The following is an 18,351-nucleotide window of genomic DNA, read 5'->3' as shown; positions in this document are numbered from 1 at the left end:
ATATTTAAGGCATCTACAGATTAAGTTGATGCCTTAACATTGAAATTTCTGCGGCCTCTAGGGGCCGCATTTGTTTTTCTGGTAGGTCTAAAAGCTGACAATTCATCATGCTTATACGAACTAAATCAATCACGTTATAACCCAAAGCTTTTGCCATTCTGCGGATCTGTCTATTCAATCCCTGAGTTAAGGTAATTCTGAATTGCATATCACTCACAGCTTCTACTTTACAAGGTTTGGTGGTGACATCTCGGTAGCTAACCCCTTGGCACATTTGTTCAATAAACTCATTGGTAAAGTTGCGATCTACTGTGACTAGGTAGACTTTCTCATGGCCAAAATCTGGGTGCATTAATCTATGAGTGAGTTCACCATCATTGGTGAGTAGTAATAATCCCCGAGAATCTTTATCTAACCGCCCTGCGGGGTACAGCCGCGGCGCTGGAGGAAGAATATGAATGAGGCTTGAGGGAAGGTCGGGCAGTAAACGACAGTCAATGCCTACAGGTTTGTGATAAAGCCAATACTGTTTACTTTCAATGGGCGCAATGGGCGCACCGTCCAATAGAATATTGGGGTTAATTGCCGTTTCACTCACTCTATCTAATGGCGTAGCAAGTTGGCCGTTAAAACTGACTCGACCAGCCGCGATAAGACGCTGCGCTTGGCGGCGTGAACTTACTCCGCAATGAGCAAGGTATTGTTCTAATCGCATTTTTACTGGCAAGGTTATTGGCTCGCAAAGGCAAGGTTTGAAAGTCGTTTTTGCTGACTTTTGATTAATTTTTTCATGTTCAGACCAAGTAACACACACCATAGAATATTGGCTTGGGTCAGGGCCCACATCACTAGCGATACCCAACAGATATCATTGGGGCCATGAGTACATGGATCAAAGTCTAATGTAGACCAATTCAGCAGGTACATTAATGCGACAGAGAAAATCAACCCGATAATATTAAAGCCAAATAAGGAGGCTGAAAGAGAGCTATTTTTCCTGAAGTAATCAATAAAGCAAAAACTGTGTAGCACGAAAGTACAAATGAGGTAGCCTGTCGAGAAAAAGCGGTGTTGCTCAAGAAAGTTAATTGGAAAAATGCCAATCAATACAATCAAGATGCCTAATAAAGCCCCTGTAATAGTAATTGTTCTACTATAAAAATCTTCAAAGACATAGTATCGAGCTAGCATCGATAGCATGAGGCAAGCGCCGCCAATCACTAGTCCCATATTGTACACAATGGCTAAAGGCGAAGTCATATAATCGCCTAGTGTATCGGCGCGAATGCTTAACGGGCTTACGCCTAAACGAGAAACTTCTGCGATTAAGGCTGTAGTAATTCCAAGACCACTGATTAACGCCGTCGCTAAAGACATGAAAATAATCATTAAATGTAGGTCGTAATGTTTATTGGCTTCAATAGACTGTGACATGAGGTGCTTGGGTATCAACTTTTGTTAATGCTATGTTGGCTACAGATTATCACTAAACCAGTTATTTTATTAAATAATAAAAACAAAAAACCTGATATTAATTGCCAAATGGCTTATCAATATCAGGTTTTAAATGTGATAAAACTATCTTCTCACTATGATGTTCTAACGAGGTTGATTAGTGACGCTTACGAAGAATGACGATAGCGATAGCAACCACGGCTAAAATCATGCAATACCAAGCATTTGAAATTGCCGCCAGAGGGCTAATAGCAAACGTGGAAGCAATTAATAGAGCCTGCGCGCCATGTGGTATAAGACCTTGAACGATACAAGCGAAGATATCTAACACACTTGCTGCACGCTTTGGTTCTACCCCGTGTTTTTGGGCTAAATCTTTAGCGATGTCACCAGCAACAACAATCGATACGGTATTGTTAGCAACACAGGTATTCGTTGCAGCAACAATACCAGCCATGCCTAATTCTGCAGCGCGAGTTGAAGTACCACCTTTAGCTTTTGAAAAACGCTTAATCAGTACTTCAATTTTTTCACTTACAAACTTCAATCCACCTTGCTGCTGCATTAACGCCGCAAGACCGCCAACTAACATTGAAAGAATGAAGATTTCTTGCATATTAGTGAAACCAGCGTAAATGTCTTGTCCGAACTGAATAACGCTGTAGTCGGCAATGAATAGCCCTGTTGCACCAGCCAGTAAAATACCGACTGTTAATACCACAAATACGTTTACGCCCGCGACAGCTAAAAACAGAATAGTTAGGTAAGGAATGACATTGATAATATCAATTTCTTGCGCAGCAACTTCTGCTTGACCTTGGCCGATGACGGCAAACAAAACAAGCGTAATAAGCGATGCCGGTAGGGCAAAGATTAAGTTCTCTTTGAACTTATCCTTCATTTCACAGCCTTGGGTTCGAGTTGCTGCAATTGTGGTGTCAGAAATAATTGATAAGTTATCACCAAACAGTGCGCCAGACATTACAGCGCCTGCCATTAACGCATAGTCAATTTGTGCTTGATCAGCGACACCTAAAGCGATTGGCGCTACGGCAGCGATAGTCCCCATTGAAGTTCCCATTGCTGTCGCAATAAAGGCTGCAATGACGAAAAAGCCTGGTAACAGCATACTTGAAGGGATCATTGAAAGACCTAAAGCAACTGTAGCATCAACACCGCCTGTTGCTTTGGCAACAGATGCAAATGCACCTGCTAATAAATAGATTAAACACATCGCAATGATGTTGCTGTGGCCAATACCTGCAATAAAGGTATCAATAGACTGGTTTAATTTTTGTTTCGATAACAACAGAGCCAAAATAATCGCCGGTAGAATAGCGATGACACTAGGGAGTTGATAGAAAGCAAAGTCTACGCCTTGGCTTTGAAAGTAAACGCCTGCACCAATAAATAATGCTAAAAAGGCAAATAGTGGCAGTAAAGCGATAAAAGAGGCTGGGCTCGTCTCGGTGGTATTTTGTGTCGTCAAGGTCGTCTCTCTTTTTGTCTTTGTTGATTTTGGTCTTATTGAATTTGGTAAAATTGATTAAACGTCTTAGTGTGCAATTAACTACTTTAGCAAACCCTTTATTATTAACTAGTCATTATGATGACTTCTTAACTTCTGGCAAGCATAGGAGATCTACAAATTAGTGTCAATCTAGACGTCTAGACTTCTTTGCCTCTGGGTTAACTTTTACAAAATACACTATATTTTGTGTTGTTAAATTAACATTTTTGATTAAAAAGTGTTGTTTGGGCAGGAACAATAAGCAAGTCGCGCATAAGGGCAAACGATTCAAAACCTGTAGGTTTTATTGTTTGTTTAGATTTTGCCGTTATCGATTCCGGTGCAATGGTTGATTGAATACTAATAAGGTGAACAATCGACTTTTGAAGTTGTTTAAATTTTAGCTTTGGGTTATGTGTTAGAGCTTTGTGTTAGGGCTTTGTGTTAGGGCTTTGCGCTAGGGCAGTAGTCAACACATAACAAAAAAGCCAATGCAGTGCATTGGCTTTTGGGGGGAGGTAAAGCGACTTAGATTACATCCAGCGACTTTTCTGCTTACGCTGTGGTCTTGGTAAGTAGACCAAAATAATACCAATTAGTGCGCCTAGACCTGCAATCAATGCGCCTTGCTGCCACATTTTTGACTGGGCATTATCTTTAATCGATTGTAGCTGTTGATTCGCGGTATCACGCTCATTAGTAACCTTAGCTAACTCAGATTGCAAAGAGGTAATCTGGTTATTTGAAGAGGTCAGCTCTTGAGCAACAGACTCAGAACTTTGATCTAATTGGGCTAAGCTTGCTTTGGTTTGTGCCAATTCTGCTTCAACAATCGGTAAACGGGTTCGTAGACTCGATCCTGTTTCAATCAAATCAGATTTTACCCATCCTTCACGATCTTTATGATCACGAATTTTACTGTAATCGTTTTGTGTCTCGTTTAATAACGTAATTGATTGGCCAGCTTCGATACTGCCTAAAATACGATATTGAGTGCCTGGACCACCGTGGATGTAAATAAACACATCGTCAGTAATGTAATGCGTCTGGGCCATTAAACCTTTTGAGAGAAGTAGCAGGGCTACTATTGTAAGCATTCTGAACACGTTATTTTTCCATACCATTAGAACTATCCGTCATGCTATTTATTTAGCGACTTGATTGCAAGGAAGAACGTCAAAGACTTATTTAAATAAGCGCTATTACTGATGTAAATGTGAAATTCTAGTCAAAATCGCTGCAATTATAGCTTTTAGAGCAGAGTGCCTTAGACTATTTAACACTCAACAAAAAGTCACAAAAAAGCCGGACATTTTCATGACCGGCTTTTAAAAGCAATATAGCAATCGCTATCTTAGCTAAATACACCTTTAATGGTGAAGAAGAACAAGATAGATAATGCAGCACCAGCAGGGAGTGTTACCACCCAAGAGATGACAATATTACGGACTACACCGATATTAATTGCAGCAATACCACGCGCCATTCCCACACCTAAAACAGCACCCACAAGCGTTTGTGTTGTTGAGATAGGAAGCCCTGTGCCAGAAGCAATAACAACGGTAGACGCAGCAGCTAATTCAGCAGCAAAACCACGGCTAGGTGTAAGGTGAGTAATGTTTTTACCAATGGTTTGCATAACGCGTTTACCAAAGATAGCTAGACCCATTACGATACCCACAGCACCTAATGGAAGGATCCACCAAGCTAAAGCTGCTTTTGAGCCAATTTCACCGCCGCTGTTAACAACCGATACAACAGCTGCTAATGGGCCAATGGCGTTAGCTACGTCATTTGAACCGTGAGCAAATGCCATACAACATGCAGTCACGACCATTAAGATAGCAAATACCTTCTCAACATTTGCATACTCGGCTTGGCGGTTTATATCAGTTGGCATGTTCAAACGACCAATTGCTACCTTACCGAAGATCCCCACACCAATAGCAACTGCTAGTGCTAAGCCATAGGCTTCAGCAGTCGAAAAATGCAAGCCAACGTGCTTAAGTCCTTTTGTGATGGTCACAAGCGACATGATGAAGCCCGCAAGTCCCATGTAGAAAGGTACATAACGCTTGGCATTAGCTAGAGGATCATCAGTGTTGAAAATTAATTTTTGAACACTTTGGAATAGCATGAAAGCAATAAAACCGGAGATGGCAGGGGTGACAACCCACGAACCAATAATACCGATCACTTTACCCCATTCAACAGCTTCAGTACCTACACCAACAGCTGCGAAACCTACGATAGCGCCAATGATAGAGTGAGTCGTTGATACAGGCCAGCCTAGAGCCGACGCCGCGATTAACCATAAACCTGCTGCTAATAAAGAGCCGATCATTCCGTATACCAGTAATTCAGGCGATTCAACGAAGAAACTTGCGTCGATAATACCTTTACGAATAGTACTAGTAACTTCACCACCTGCTAAATAAGCACCGGCAAATTCGAAGATCATTGCAATAATAATTGCTTGTTTGATTGTGATGGCGTTGGAACCTACTGAGGTACCCATAGCATTAGCAACGTCATTCGCGCCAATACCCCATGCCATCAAAAATCCAAATACAGCCGCAATACCAATGAGCATTGGACCATTGGTGACTAATACATCAACCATGTTGTTTCCTTGATAACTTTTTAGTTATGAACTGCGAGCTAACATTAACTCTAGGCGAGAGCCTACACGCTCAGCTAAATCAGCTAAGCCTCCAACCCATTCGATGATTTTATACATAAACATGACATCGACAGGATTCAAATCTGCTTCCAAGCTTAGTAGTAAACGACGTACTTGGATCTGCAAATCATCAGAATCATCTTCAATCAGATCTAATTCATTGATCATCTTGGCGACTAATTCGACTTCACGACCCCGGAAACCTGTTTCAAGTAGGTCATCGAGTTCGTTAATTGCTTGCTTTGCAAGAGAGACAGCATCTAAACAACGTTTGAGGTAAGCATTAAACGGTGCTTGAACTGGTTGAGGGAAAACTAATTGGCGACCAATAATTCGGCCTGAGATGTCTTTAGCTTTGTTAGCGATTTTGTCTTGCTGAGTTAATAACTCAAGCAAGTCAGTACGCTCAACTGGCATAAACAACCCACTAGGAAGGGTAAGACGAATTTCACGCTTTAGCGCGTCAGCGTCATTTTCTAATAAGCTAATTTGCTTACGAACACTTACAGCTTTATCCCAATCTCCCGCAGTCGTAGCTTCGAAGAAGGGTAAGAGTAAAGATGCACATTCATGAACTTTATCTATATGCTGTTCTAATGGTTTAAGGGGTGATTTTGCAAACACACCTAAAATAGAGTTTACTGGCATTGCGGTTAACCTATTTAATGATTCCAAAGTTGGAAAAACGGGCGCATGTTACCTCAAGCGTCCGCATATTGAAACTGTGTTTTTAATTTAATCTACAGTTATTATCGCTCAGTATATAGAACTGAGTTACGCAATCCTAAGGGATTTTTATGACAGAAATGTGACATTATGAACTTATCATGACGCATTTATGAAGATTTAATGACAAGGTGAGTAAGAAGTCAATGGACGCTGAGATAGAACTTAAGCTGTTTATGCAGTCGCAATACCATGATTTATTAGTAAATTTACTTAATGGAATGAGTGAATCTACACCACAAGAAACTCGAAAATTATCAAATAAATATTTTGATACAGGCGCATTACAATTGCGTCATTGGAAAATGGGTTTACGAGTCAGGAGTGGTGAAAATTTCACCGAGCAGACTATAAAAACTGCAGGTTCAGTTATCGGCGGTATTCATACTCGTCCTGAGTACAATATTGCCATTGATCAAAAAACACCTTCGCTGGATTTGTTTCCAAAAGATATCTGGCCAAATGAAGCAGAGATAGACGCAATACAAGATGATTTGCATTGTGTTTTTGAAACCAACTTTACTCGTCAAGCCTGGCATATCTATATAGAGGGCAGCTTAGTTGAGGTTGCATTTGATTTAGGTGATGTGATTGCCAATGGTCAAACTGAGTCTATTTGCGAAATTGAGTTTGAGTTACTTGCAGGTGAAGCATCGGCCTTATTGCACTTAGCCATTGAAGTGGCTAAAACCATTCCCGTCCGATTAGGTAAAGCCAGTAAAGCTCAACGAGGTTATCAATTATCGGGTCACCAACACTCTACGCCATTAGAAAGTATTGAATATATTTGCCTGCCGACTGATAAAAGTCTCTCGAAAACCTTACAAGTATTACTGGAAACCGGTATTGAACGTTGGCAGGTTATTGAATCTTTGCTGATAGAAACACAGGACATTCCCCATCAAGCTAAACTTTGGATGCAGCTTCGAGCGTGCGTCAGGTTACTAAGACTGACTTTGAGTCAGTTTGGCTTGCTAAATAAACAAGTGCTTCAATACTTTGATTTAATCGAACAACAAATGCAGTTCATCGAACCTTTACAGAGTCTGAGTCTCGTTTTAGATGACCAGAAAAAGCTACTCGGTAAGCGAGTTAATAAAACCGTCATTACTGAATTGGTATTAAAAAGTGTCACTGAGTTAGTTTCATTTCATAAACTTGCTCAACTTTGGCAAGTGCCTGAATATGGACAACTACAATTATCCCTTGTTGATTTGTTGCTACAAACAACCAATGGTAGCCATCAAATGGTGGACTATCCTGAGCTTGGCTTATTTGCCAATCACTTACAGCAGGATTCTTGGCAAAGAATCGTCGATTTAATGCCTGCGAGTGCAGCGATGGATAGCTTAGATTATCAAAAAGTGGCTCAAGCGTTAGATGAGAGTATTTTGGTGGGTTTTGCGTATGGTGAGCTTTATCAAGCTGAAGATAGAGAAGCTTTTCGTGCTCCGTGGCAGGATTTAGCCTTAGGTATCCAAACACTAGGCTGCTATCAACTGTTAGCAAAACTGACCCAAGACAGTGATGTGGATATTGCGAGTTGGTTAGAAGATAAAGAGCAAAGCTTATTATTTGCGATGGAGCACTCTAGAAAAAGTGCGCTTGGTAATCAACCTTATTGGAAGTGATGAGCATCTATCACCTAACGTCTAGTATCGAATAATAGTCAGTTGCAGGACAACGCATTTCTGTCATCGATAAAATGTAAAAACCTATCAAACGATAGGTTTTTTATTGGTCACTTTAAGCAACGAAGACTACTTATCCTGAACTTGGGATAAGAAGTTAGTTAAACTTTTGAATTATTACATGTTTGCTTTCAATCTTATTCTAGAGAGATATTTTTTGTTTAGAACAAGGCAAATTTGTGCGTCAATAGCTGGCCTATTGCAAACAAATTTAACGCCGTTATCAGTAAAAATAACCTCTAGAAAGCAAGTTGTTATCCCGAGCTCAGGTTATTTATCATTGATTTCTTTACGCAAACGGGTGATTTCTTCTAGCATCTGTAGTTGGTTCTTTTCCATTTGAGCTTGATTTTGCTCCATTCTAGTAATCGCTTTTTCAAGTTCAAACTTGATTTCTTTTTGATTATTCTCATTTCGCTCATTCTCATCTGGAGCGACAAAAACCGATGCCATATAACCAGAAATGACACCAAAAAAGCTAACACCACTCATAATGACAATAGCACCAATCACATGCCCAATAGTGCTGACGGGATAGTAATCACCATAACCAACGGTTGATATTGTCACTAACGTCCACCAAATGGCTTGTTCAGCTGTTTCAATATTGGCGCCTTCAACGCCAGATTCAACTAATAAAATAATAATTGAAGCAGTCGTTAAGATAAATACCAATGCTAATAGTAAACTGGCTAAAGTGGTCTGTTTACGTTGCTTTAATAATGGAATAATTAAAGTGCGGCTAACTGTTATTAACCTTATGACTCTGAGGATTTGGAAAACTCTAGCGATACGCAGCGCTTCAATAGCCGGAATACTGGCAACAAAATCAATCCAATGATGGCGTAGGTAGAATTTCTTATTAGTTGCTTTGAATAAACCATAAAAAAATCGTGCCATGAAAATGATACAAATACTGAGATCAATAAAGAGCAATAAACGTCTAGTTTCAGTATCCACATGACTAAAAGCCAGTATCAAAACCACTATGACTGAAAAGAGCGATAACACCATCATGGCTAAATCAAATGGGCTTGGGCCATTTAGGGCTTTCAGTGACCAGCGTTTTTTATCAATCATTTTAAAATCCGTTTCTACAGAATATCTCTGTAATGATGCTATCAATGTAACTGTGGCGAGACAATCTTAAGGTATAAAAAAACACGCTCGAAAGCGTGTTTTGTATCCGATAGTCAAAATTGTGATATTAAATAATTGCTAAACGCAATTGAAGGCTAACAAACTAGACATCAACAAACTGGACTAAATCATCTAATACACGTTTTTTGATTTCAAGCTGTGCATCTGATTCTAGTCCATAGCGTTGAGCTAAAATGGCATAGTCATCTTGGCTCAGCGAAACCGTTAATCTTGGTCGTTTAGGACGTTTAGTGACTTCTAAACCTAAGATCGCACGTATTTGATCAGAAGGGCTAACACCTGCATCAAGCGCTGCTTTTCGAATTAAGTATTGAAACTTTTCATCGAGGTCAAAAGCCACTTGCGTTGCTTTTGCTGCTTGCTGATTTTTAATCCATGTATCTGGTAATGATTTACCTTTACTCATGACAGGTGTTACTCCTTAAACAACTCAAGCTAACTTGCTGGCCAAAACTCGCGAATATCAGTGACAGGTCGATACAGAGTTAACATCACATCAGTATCGCCACCTTCGTATACTTCGATATCGACGGCGTGGGAATCTTCATTATTGACCAAAGAGTAGCTTTCAAAAGCCAGTCCACGGTGCTGACTGTTATCATCTTGAGGCGGTTTTTGACCACGATAATCTTCACGGTGGAAGTATCCAAAACAACCAAATTCGACTTGATGATATGCGCTAGCAAGCCAACGTCCGTATTCGCTATCTAATTCGTTTGATAATGAAAGGGGAGTGAGTTCTGCATTACCGGGTTCTTCAAAAATTTGACCAAATTGATCTAAGTCGAATAGCTGCTCTACAACGGCTCGATTAACTTTGATTGAAAAACTTAAATATGCTTCATCTTCTTGATGATAAGAGAGGTAAATAGCAGTACCACTATGTCCTCTAAGTAACCACTCACATTGCTGAGAGCGTTCATACTCGTAAGTATGGACTTGTTCAACTTTAAGTTGCTGCCCACGCAGTTGCTCAGGTAAAGCAAAGCTATCATCAAGGGAGATCATATCTCCCTTGAGAAGCTTATTCACATGATCAAGCTGACGTTTTGGGGCTTCTTTTTTGCCGAATAGGCCACTTAGAAATCCCATAGCTTAATTAACCTTTTTTCGCTTTAAGGCGATCTAATACTGCATTAGCACTCGATTTTTGCTCGCCAATGCCAGCTTCAGCTAATTTAGCATGTAAAGACTTGTCACTGTTTTCTTCAGCTAAAGCTTCAGAAGCTTGTAAACGGTCATCAAATGACTGTTGACGGGCCTTAATGCGCTCTAAAGAATCTTTCGCATTCATTAGCTTCGAGTTGCTTGAAGCGAATGAGTCAGTGATGGTTGCAGTGGCTTTTTGAACACTTTCAGTGGTCTTTACCATGCTCAGTTGACGCTGATAATCCGTTAACTGACGTTCAGTTTTCTTGACTAATTCTTTCAAGCGAACTGCGTGCGCAGAGAAGCTAGTGTTAGCCGCTTCTTGGTCTGCAAGCTCTTGGTCAAGTTGGGCAATTTTTTCAGCCACTTCGATAGCTAATGCTTCGTTGTCTTTTTCAAGTGCTTGAGTTGCATAACCTTCGTGCTCAGTAATGCTGCGCTTTAAGCGATCCACTTCGCGGCTAGCTTGCATTTCTTTCGCCATTACGTCAGTGAGTTCACGCTTAGCTTTGGTTAAATGCTTTTCTGCGTCACGGATTTCTTGCTCAAAAATACGGGTAGAATTTGCATCGACAATATTTTGGCCGACTTCATTTGCACCGCCGCGAAATGCCGTTAAAATTTTATTTAAAATGCCCATGATATGGCTCCTTACTTCAAAAATTCGACAAGTTCGTCGATGACTTCTAAACAGTTATCAGACAATACTGATAATTCTTGTTCAATCTCTTCCATGCTGGAGGTGACTGATAGTGCACCGTAAACCACATATTTATCATCAATTTTTGCAAATGATGAAAGTGGCATTGGAATGTTTAGCTCCAACATGGTTTCAAACATTTGAGTGCGAGTTTCTTGTTTCACTTCGCTCTCATCCCATAAGTAACTGATACATAAAATTTGGTTGTCAGTTACAGATACGAATACTGGTAACTCTTCTCGTCCAGCAACGTTGACTTGTAATACTTCGACATCACCGTCAATTGGGAAACAGTCAAACTTTAAACCGGTATGACTTTCATCGCCGAGTTCAGTTAAGTGGTTAGCAATCTTATGGATATTCATATTTTTCCTTGTTGACATATTATGTCTTAGGTTTCAAAGATAGCACTTAGACATATTATGTCAAGGCTATTTTTGGTAGATTAAAAAAGATTCATCCCTTGATTATCTGACCAAGATGCCAAGTGATAATGGTACAGCTGCAATGAGCCAATTCTATTAATCTCAATATTCTGTTTATCTACATAAAAATTCCCAGGGAATTCAAATGCACCTTTCATCAACCCTGGAGTAAGCCAATCTTCGTCGATAGGTAACACTTCATCGTGAGCAAGACGCGCTTTTGCATCTAGGCCAGAGCGAGTGGCAATGGTCCAGCCCCACTCACCAAAACTAGGCACGTTATGATGATATTGCTGCACTGCAAAACCTGCAGACTCAATAGTTTTTCCCACTGATATAAAAGCTTTTTGTGCATGATAAGGCGATGTTGACTGCACTGTCATCGCGCCATCAGCGCTGAGTAACTCAGCCAATTTCCGATAAAATAAATCTGAGTACAGTTTATTTAAATCAGGGTGGCTTGGGTCGGGTAAATCAACAATGATGACATCAAATTTTTGATTATTTTTAATCAACTTATCGACACCGTTAAATGCATCGTCATAAACCAACTTTACACGAGGGTCATTAAGCGCATCACCATTTAAAGCAAGCATGGCATTGCTCACATGAGTAGGCATGTTGACGTGTGGCTCGCGAAATAAATCAACGAGTTTCTCATCTAAGTCCATCAAGGTGACTGATTTAGGGGCCCATTTAAAGACTTGTTTGAGTCCAAGACCATCGCCGCCGCCAATGATTAATACATTATCTTGTCTCGCGCTCGCAGCCATCGTTGGATGAACCAAAAAGCTATGGTAGATGTGCTCATCAATACTTGAAAACTGTAATCGACCATTAATATAGAGTGAGTAAACTGGCGCTTGACCACTCCCACGCAGTCTTTCTGTAAAGGTCAGTTGTTGAAAGCGGGTTGCCTCGGCATAAACTACTTTGTCTTTATAAAGCAGGTTATTAAAATTTTGCTCCCAACTAGGGCCATGCATGGCTAATAAAACCAATACACCACTCGCCACAAAGTGGCCGACGAGAATTAATTTTGCCCAACGAATTTGTTGCCAAAAACGCCAAATAAACACAAAGCCAGCAAGTAAGTTAACACTTGCGGTTAATGCTGCAGCTAATTGAATATCAAGCGACAACATGAATAACACCCAAATCGCTGCACCTGCACCAGCACCAATGTAATCAGCACCATAAATAGTCCCTGCATTGTGCATTAGGTGTTCTTCAGATAGTGATTGGCGTACGCGGGCGATGAGCGGAATTTCCATACCGATCATCAAGCCTAGAATAACCCCCCAAACATATGGTAGATATTCACTCATATTTTGCAGAGTGCCAATAAAACCACCGTCGGGCATATGGTCAGGCGGTAGGCCTAATGTGTTGGCAATAATTAATGGAAGTTGTTGGCCAAAGCCAATAACAGCAGCAGTAATTAAAATCGCTAACGAACCGCAAAATGCGACGATAAGTTCGAGTAAGGCAAAACCGGTAAAGGCACAACGAATTTTACGAGCGGCAAAAGCACCTATGCCCATCGACACAATCATAATACCTATCATGGTATAAATTGCGGCCTCAAGTGCGCCTAAGATACGGCCTGCGTAATGGGATAAAAGGTATTCGTAGATAAGACCGCAGCCAGCAAGGAGTGCCATAATGCCCAGTAAAAGGACATCGTCAAACCAAGCTAAACTGCGTTTAGAAGGGCTGCTTTGCTTGTTGCTGCCCTCCTGGCCGTTTTCAAGCAAAGTATTATTCATCGATTTACGCCATTAATGCCGCAAGAATAAGTGCAATACCGACACTAATAGCAAGTTCAACGGCTGCAACACCAAGGTTATGCTGCTTTTCTACTTCATCAGTTAAGTTAATCTGAGCTAGCACTAATTTTTTCACAATCGCTAATAATACTGACAGTGCAATTAACATGACGATAGAGAAGGTCAACCAGCCAATGATATTTGCCATGTAAGCGGTCGGATCATAAATAATGAAATGACTTGCAGCATTAAAAGTAAATGCCATCGCAATCATGTAGCCGCTATGACGCACTGCAATAGCGACTTGTCCTTGCTCTAGGGCTTTTTGCATTGAATCACCTTGATTTCGTTTCGCGTATTGATGCTCACGGAATCGAGTTAACACCACTAACATTAACTGTGAAATTAAGAATGCAGTGAAAATAGCGATAAAGGTATCTACAGTAATATCTTCTGCCCACATTAATACCGAGCGAATGATAATCGCTGTGGCGATAGCTGCAGCAGCATCAACGATGGCAATAGACATATTTCCGTTAACGATTTGGCTATTTTTGTCTACTTCGTTGAGCGCGACCTTGTCATGCAAGAAGCGGCCAAATTTAATCAGTACTAAACCAAAAACACCGTAACAGGCCATGCCGATGGCTTCCATTACATAAGAGTTTGCCGCTTCACCTGTAATCGCGCCACTTAGTACAATCCCTAGTGCCAAAACGGCGCCAGCGGTACTCACACCAAAAGCGAAATTATCACGTTCGGCAAGTTCAGCGCGGCTGTTTACTCTTATGCTCCAACCTTGTAAATAACGCATAAGTGCTAACAAAACTACCGCAATGGTGATATCGATGGCTAAAATAATAGCGAGGTCTAATGTGAGCCCGAAGTCAGTTAAAAATGTCATGATTTTTCCTTATTTGCCTCGGCGTACACCGCGAGTCGTGCGGCTTGATGAATTACGGAAACTGCTGTCTTTTGAATAGGTCGAACGAAATTTGCTTGTGCTTGCACTTCGTGTACCTGCAGTGCTGGCTTTAGGTGCAGAAGTACTTTGTCTTGATAAGCCTGTAGAGCCAGTACGCGATTTTGCATAAGGGCTATTAAACTGTCGACCTTGAGAGTTAAAGGTTTTTTTGGTGTTCTCATAGGTGCGATTTTGCGCACTAGCTTGTTTTGGTGATGTGTATCGTGAGCGGCCCACATCATTGTAGTAACTATAACCACGATTATTCGACCAGCGATCGTAACGAACTGGGTTCATGATATTAGAAAACATCGAATACATGCCATACCAAGCCCAAAAGGACATACCGCTTGAGTCAGATTGCCAGCTTCCATAGGAAGGGTTACCGACTAACTGGCTACCGGCGCCGAAGTCTTCATTGCCATTCGCCAGTGCAGCCGCTTCACGACTGATTGAGTTAACTCGGGCTAGTTGACCACCGGATAAATCAGCAACCACATTGACAGGATCCGAGAGCATATCGTTATAGAGGCTAGGGTCTGCAGCATGGTAGATGTTTTGTGCTTCATCGAGCTGTTGATCTAAGTCGACAAAATTGGCTGAACTTGAAAGTTCACTCACACGTCTCTCTAGTGACTGAAACATCGGTCCTGAGGTACCAGCATCTTTTGCCAGTTCATCTAACAGCGGCACTAAATCAGGTTTACTTTGTTTGAGTAAATTGCTGTATTGGTTTAGTAATGTAGCATTACGCAACTCACCACTATTGAGCATCGAGCTTAATTGACCCAAACGTTGTTGAGACAATTGCTGATACTGAGCTATTTTTTCAGGTCTGTCATCACCACAGCCTGTTAATGTAAAGCACAATATTATCGTTGAAAATACTGCGAGGACACGGGGAAGCATGCCAGCCATGTTTTCTCCAAATGGTTAGAAATTAATCTATAAATATAATAACAAACCGCATAAATATGTGCTCAATAACGACCAAATATTTATACGGTTAGGTATAACTACTATACAGGTTATAGTAATCTTAATGGCATATTCAATTAAGACTTACATTAAACTTTTGTTATGAATGGTATAGCACATGTTGACATATTATGTCGATTAGAAAGTGTTACGCTGTGTTTAAATTGCTGAAGGGATCGAATAATAATGCAAAACCAAAGTAACTGCGCCTTATCTGCCGAATTATCTGACATTGCAGAACGTTACTGGTTAAGGCTATGTGATGAGTCACCTGAGTTAGCCGCTAATTTGGATCATGTTCAACAGCAAGAGTTAAAATCAGTCTTTGGATTGAGTGATTATATTGCTGAACAGTTATGCAGAAACCCGCAATGGATTAGTTCATTATTCAATGGATTAATCAATGATGTTGATAGACAGCTTTTTGCCGAAGAACTCGATGCTGAGTTATCTAGTTTAACCTCCGAAGAGGCAGTTAAATCTGCTTTGCGTCAATACCGTAACCTGCAAATGGTGCGACTAGCATGGCGCGATTTTAAAAATTATGCTGATGTCGAGTCTTCACTATTAGACTTGTCAGCACTTGCTGAGGCCTTAGTCATCGCTGCTCGCGATTGGTTATATAAAGAAATGTGCCAGCAATTAGGGACTCCAACCGATGACGAGGGTAATCCGCAACCTTTATTGATTCTTGGCATGGGCAAGCTTGGCGGCCGCGAGCTGAATTTCTCATCTGATATTGATTTAATTTTTACCTTTCCTGAACATGGCGAAACGAAAGGTGGACGCCGTGCCCAAGCCAACCAGCAGTTTTTCATCAGAATGGGCCAGCGTTTAGTCAATTTACTCGATCAAGTCACTGTTGATGGCTTTGTATTTCGAGTTGATATGCGTTTGCGCCCCTACGGTGAAAGCGGCCCGCTGGTGGTAAGCTTTAGTGGCCTAGAAGATTACTATCAAGAGCAAGGCCGTGACTGGGAACGCTATGCCATGGTTAAGGCTAGAGTTCTTGGGCCTTGGACTCAATATAGCGATGATTTGCATGACTTATTAAGGCCTTTCATTTACCGCAGATATATCGATTTCTCAGCCATTGATTCCCTCAGAAAAATGAAACAATTGATTGCCCAAGAAGTACGTCGTCGTCAATTGACAGATAACATCAAATTAGGTGCTGGTGGGATCCGAGAAGTTGAGTTTGTGGTGCAAAGTTTTCAACTCATTCGCGGCGGCAGGGAGCCATCATTACGTCAGCAAAGTCTATTTGGTGCTATTGATACTTTATATAACCTTGGTCAACTTGAATACCTTGCTGTAGATGATTTGAAACACAGTTATATTTTATTAAGACGCGTTGAAAACTTACTCCAAGCCATCGATGACAAGCAAACGCAAACCTTGCCAGATAATCAGGTTGATTGGCAGCGTTTATGCTTTGCGATGCAAGTTGAAAATGAAGCTGCACTAAGGTCAAAAATTGCTGATGCCATGTATCGAATTCATGGACACTTTAAAGAGACAGTAGGCGGCGAAGACGAACAAGAACAAAGTGAACATTGGACAAGCCAGTTATGGGTTATTGAAGACCCAGATAATGCAGCAGCGCTTTTAGATGAACATTTAGTGGATGATGTTAATTTTTGGCCAGAACTCATCGAGTGGCGCTCTATAACCACCAAACGCTCTATTGGTCCCAGAGGCCGCGAGACACTCGAAAAGCTGATGCCAAGATTGCTGTCTGAATTATTAGAACAACCCATTCCTAGTGTCGCATTGAAAGCGGTTTCTGGTGTGTTGGAACATATTTTAACACGAACGACTTATCTGGAACTCTTATGTGAAAACCCAGGAGCTCGCCAACAGCTGATTAGCTTATGTTGTGCTAGTCCTTGGATTGCTCATGAGTTAGCTAACTTCCCCATGCTGCTAGACGAGTTAATCGATCCTTCTCAGTTATACGACACGACATCGGTGGATGATTATCCAAGCGAGTTAAGACAGTATTTATTACGAGTGCCAGAAGATGACATGGAAATGCAAATGGAAGCGCTGCGACAATTCAAATTGTCCCAGCAGCTCAAAATTGCCGCCGCTGATGTGACTGGTGTTTTGCCTGTGATGGAAGTAAGCGATCATCTTACTTTTTTAGCGGAAGCCATAATTGAACAAGTGGTGCTTCAGGCTTGGCATCAAGTGGCAGCTCGTCATGGCGTTCCTGAAGGAACTAGTCCAGATAAAATGGGCTTTGCCATTATCGGCTACGGTAAATTGGGCGGTATTGAACTGGGCTATGGTTCAGATTTAGATTTGGTGTTCCTACGCAATAGTGTGAACACAGGTGAAACCGATGGCAGAAGGCCTATCGGAGTTGGACATTTCTACTTAAAGCTTGCACAACGAATTGTGCATCTATTTGCCACTCGTACAACTTCGGGTGAGCTTTATGAAGTGGATATGCGTCTTAGACCTTCAGGGGCATCAGGACTACTCGTCACCGAGGTTGAACAATTTAAAGAATACTTACAAACAGAAGCATGGAATTGGGAGCATCAGGCCTTAGTTCGTTCTCGTTTTGTCTATGGCGATAATCAATTAGCTGCGCGCTTTAGCGAAATAAGAACTGAAGTATTGTCTCAGCCCCGTGACCTTCCTGAGTTAGCAAAGTTAGTCAGAGATATGCGAATAAAAATGCGCGATCACTTACTAAAAGTGAGCAATGACAAGTTTGATTTAAAGCAAAGTGCTGGTGGCATTGCCGATATTGAATTTATGGCTCAATACTTGGTCTTAGCAAATGCAAACCAGTATAAAGAGTTGGCTATTTGGTCTGATAATGTGCACATTTTTCAAGTTCTTGCCGAATTGGAGATTTTACCCATGATGACAGCACAGCACTTAATTCAGACTTATTGTTGGTTAAGGGATGAGAATCATCGACTGACGTTACAACAGCAAAAAGGCTTGATAGATGCCAGTATAGCTAACGAAAATGTTTCTCAAGTTATCGATATCTACCAGCATATTTTAGGCGTGGAGTCTGACTTAGCGGCTAATGTAGAAACAGCATGAAGCTTTAATTCAACATAGCTTTAAATAGCAAGATGTAACTTAGGTTTTGCGCAATTTACTTAGTTGGTTAT

Annotated in this window: 16 protein-coding genes; 2 read left to right on the top strand and 14 right to left on the bottom strand. The window is 41.0% G+C overall.

What is annotated here, in order from left to right; translation table 11 throughout:
* Positions 1-13: 13 nt before the first annotated feature.
* The 6 genes from L2735_RS03710 to L2735_RS03685 all read right to left on the bottom strand — a co-directional run bounded on the left by L2735_RS03710 (position 14) and on the right by L2735_RS03685 (position 6,296).
* On the bottom strand, positions 14-715 hold the full coding sequence (locus tag L2735_RS03710) for a pseudouridine synthase (protein WP_248983413.1): 702 nt from the start codon (positions 713-715) through the stop codon (positions 14-16).
* A gap of 14 nt (positions 716-729) precedes the next feature.
* Positions 730-1,434 (bottom strand): DUF998 domain-containing protein, encoded by a 705-nt coding sequence (locus L2735_RS03705; RefSeq protein ID WP_248983412.1) that lies wholly within the window; start codon positions 1,432-1,434, stop codon positions 730-732.
* A gap of 178 nt (positions 1,435-1,612) precedes the next feature.
* A complete protein-coding gene (locus L2735_RS03700; RefSeq protein ID WP_248983411.1) occupies positions 1,613-2,944 on the bottom strand; it encodes a Na+/H+ antiporter NhaC family protein in 1,332 nt (443 codons plus the stop codon).
* 554 nt (positions 2,945-3,498) lie between these two features.
* Positions 3,499-4,020: a TIGR04211 family SH3 domain-containing protein gene (locus tag L2735_RS03695; RefSeq protein ID WP_248983410.1), complete on the bottom strand. Its 522-nt coding sequence runs from the start codon at positions 4,018-4,020 to the stop codon at positions 3,499-3,501.
* Between the two features lie 299 nt (positions 4,021-4,319).
* Positions 4,320-5,588 (bottom strand): inorganic phosphate transporter, encoded by a 1,269-nt coding sequence (locus tag L2735_RS03690; protein WP_248983409.1) that lies wholly within the window; start codon positions 5,586-5,588, stop codon positions 4,320-4,322.
* A gap of 24 nt (positions 5,589-5,612) precedes the next feature.
* Positions 5,613-6,296 carry a TIGR00153 family protein gene (locus L2735_RS03685; protein ID WP_248983408.1) on the bottom strand — a complete coding sequence of 228 codons (684 nt, stop codon included), beginning with the start codon at positions 6,294-6,296 and terminating at the stop codon, positions 5,613-5,615.
* A 224-nt stretch (positions 6,297-6,520) separates the two neighbouring features.
* Here L2735_RS03685 and L2735_RS03680 point away from each other — a divergent pair, with 224 nt between their 5' ends.
* Positions 6,521-8,005: a CYTH domain-containing protein gene (locus L2735_RS03680; RefSeq protein WP_248983407.1), complete on the top strand. Its 1,485-nt coding sequence runs from the start codon at positions 6,521-6,523 to the stop codon at positions 8,003-8,005.
* A gap of 330 nt (positions 8,006-8,335) precedes the next feature.
* Here the strand turns inward: L2735_RS03680 and L2735_RS03675 are convergent, their stop codons facing one another.
* The 8 genes from L2735_RS03675 to L2735_RS03640 form a co-directional block, all read right to left on the bottom strand.
* Positions 8,336-9,145, bottom strand: coding sequence for a potassium channel family protein (locus tag L2735_RS03675; RefSeq protein ID WP_248983406.1), 810 nt, complete (start codon positions 9,143-9,145; stop codon positions 8,336-8,338).
* 163 nt (positions 9,146-9,308) lie between these two features.
* Entirely contained in the window at positions 9,309-9,632 is a 324-nt protein-coding gene (locus tag L2735_RS03670; RefSeq protein ID WP_248983405.1) for a hypothetical protein, read from the bottom strand.
* A gap of 29 nt (positions 9,633-9,661) precedes the next feature.
* The gene (locus tag L2735_RS03665; protein WP_248983404.1) at positions 9,662-10,318 is read right to left on the bottom strand and encodes a hypothetical protein; all 657 of its coding nucleotides are present in this window, start codon (positions 10,316-10,318) and stop codon (positions 9,662-9,664) included.
* Positions 10,319-10,325: 7 nt separating this feature from the next.
* Positions 10,326-11,015: a PspA/IM30 family protein gene (locus tag L2735_RS03660; protein ID WP_248983403.1), complete on the bottom strand. Its 690-nt coding sequence runs from the start codon at positions 11,013-11,015 to the stop codon at positions 10,326-10,328.
* Between the two features lie 11 nt (positions 11,016-11,026).
* Positions 11,027-11,440 (bottom strand): YjfI family protein, encoded by a 414-nt coding sequence (locus tag L2735_RS03655; protein WP_248983402.1) that lies wholly within the window; start codon positions 11,438-11,440, stop codon positions 11,027-11,029.
* A gap of 80 nt (positions 11,441-11,520) precedes the next feature.
* A complete protein-coding gene (locus L2735_RS03650; RefSeq protein WP_248983401.1) occupies positions 11,521-13,269 on the bottom strand; it encodes a polyamine aminopropyltransferase in 1,749 nt (582 codons plus the stop codon).
* Positions 13,270-13,273: 4 nt separating this feature from the next.
* Positions 13,274-14,173 (bottom strand): DUF350 domain-containing protein, encoded by a 900-nt coding sequence (locus tag L2735_RS03645; protein WP_248983400.1) that lies wholly within the window; start codon positions 14,171-14,173, stop codon positions 13,274-13,276.
* Positions 14,174-14,182: 9 nt separating this feature from the next.
* Positions 14,183-15,151, bottom strand: a complete 969-nt coding sequence (locus L2735_RS03640; protein WP_248983399.1) for a hypothetical protein — start codon at positions 15,149-15,151, stop codon at positions 14,183-14,185.
* A gap of 246 nt (positions 15,152-15,397) precedes the next feature.
* On the opposite strand from L2735_RS03640, the gene glnE reads away from it, so the two are divergent.
* Entirely contained in the window at positions 15,398-18,280 is a 2,883-nt protein-coding gene (glnE, locus tag L2735_RS03635; protein ID WP_248983398.1) for a bifunctional [glutamate--ammonia ligase]-adenylyl-L-tyrosine phosphorylase/[glutamate--ammonia-ligase] adenylyltransferase, read from the top strand.
* Positions 18,281-18,351: the final 71 nt, after the last annotated feature.

Origin of the sequence: Shewanella olleyana (assembly GCF_023283825.1) — a bacterium.
Taxonomy (GTDB): Bacteria; Pseudomonadota; Gammaproteobacteria; order Enterobacterales; family Shewanellaceae; genus Shewanella; species Shewanella olleyana.
Note: the sequence above shows the minus strand (reverse complement) of the source record. Positions and strands in the feature narration are given on the sequence as shown.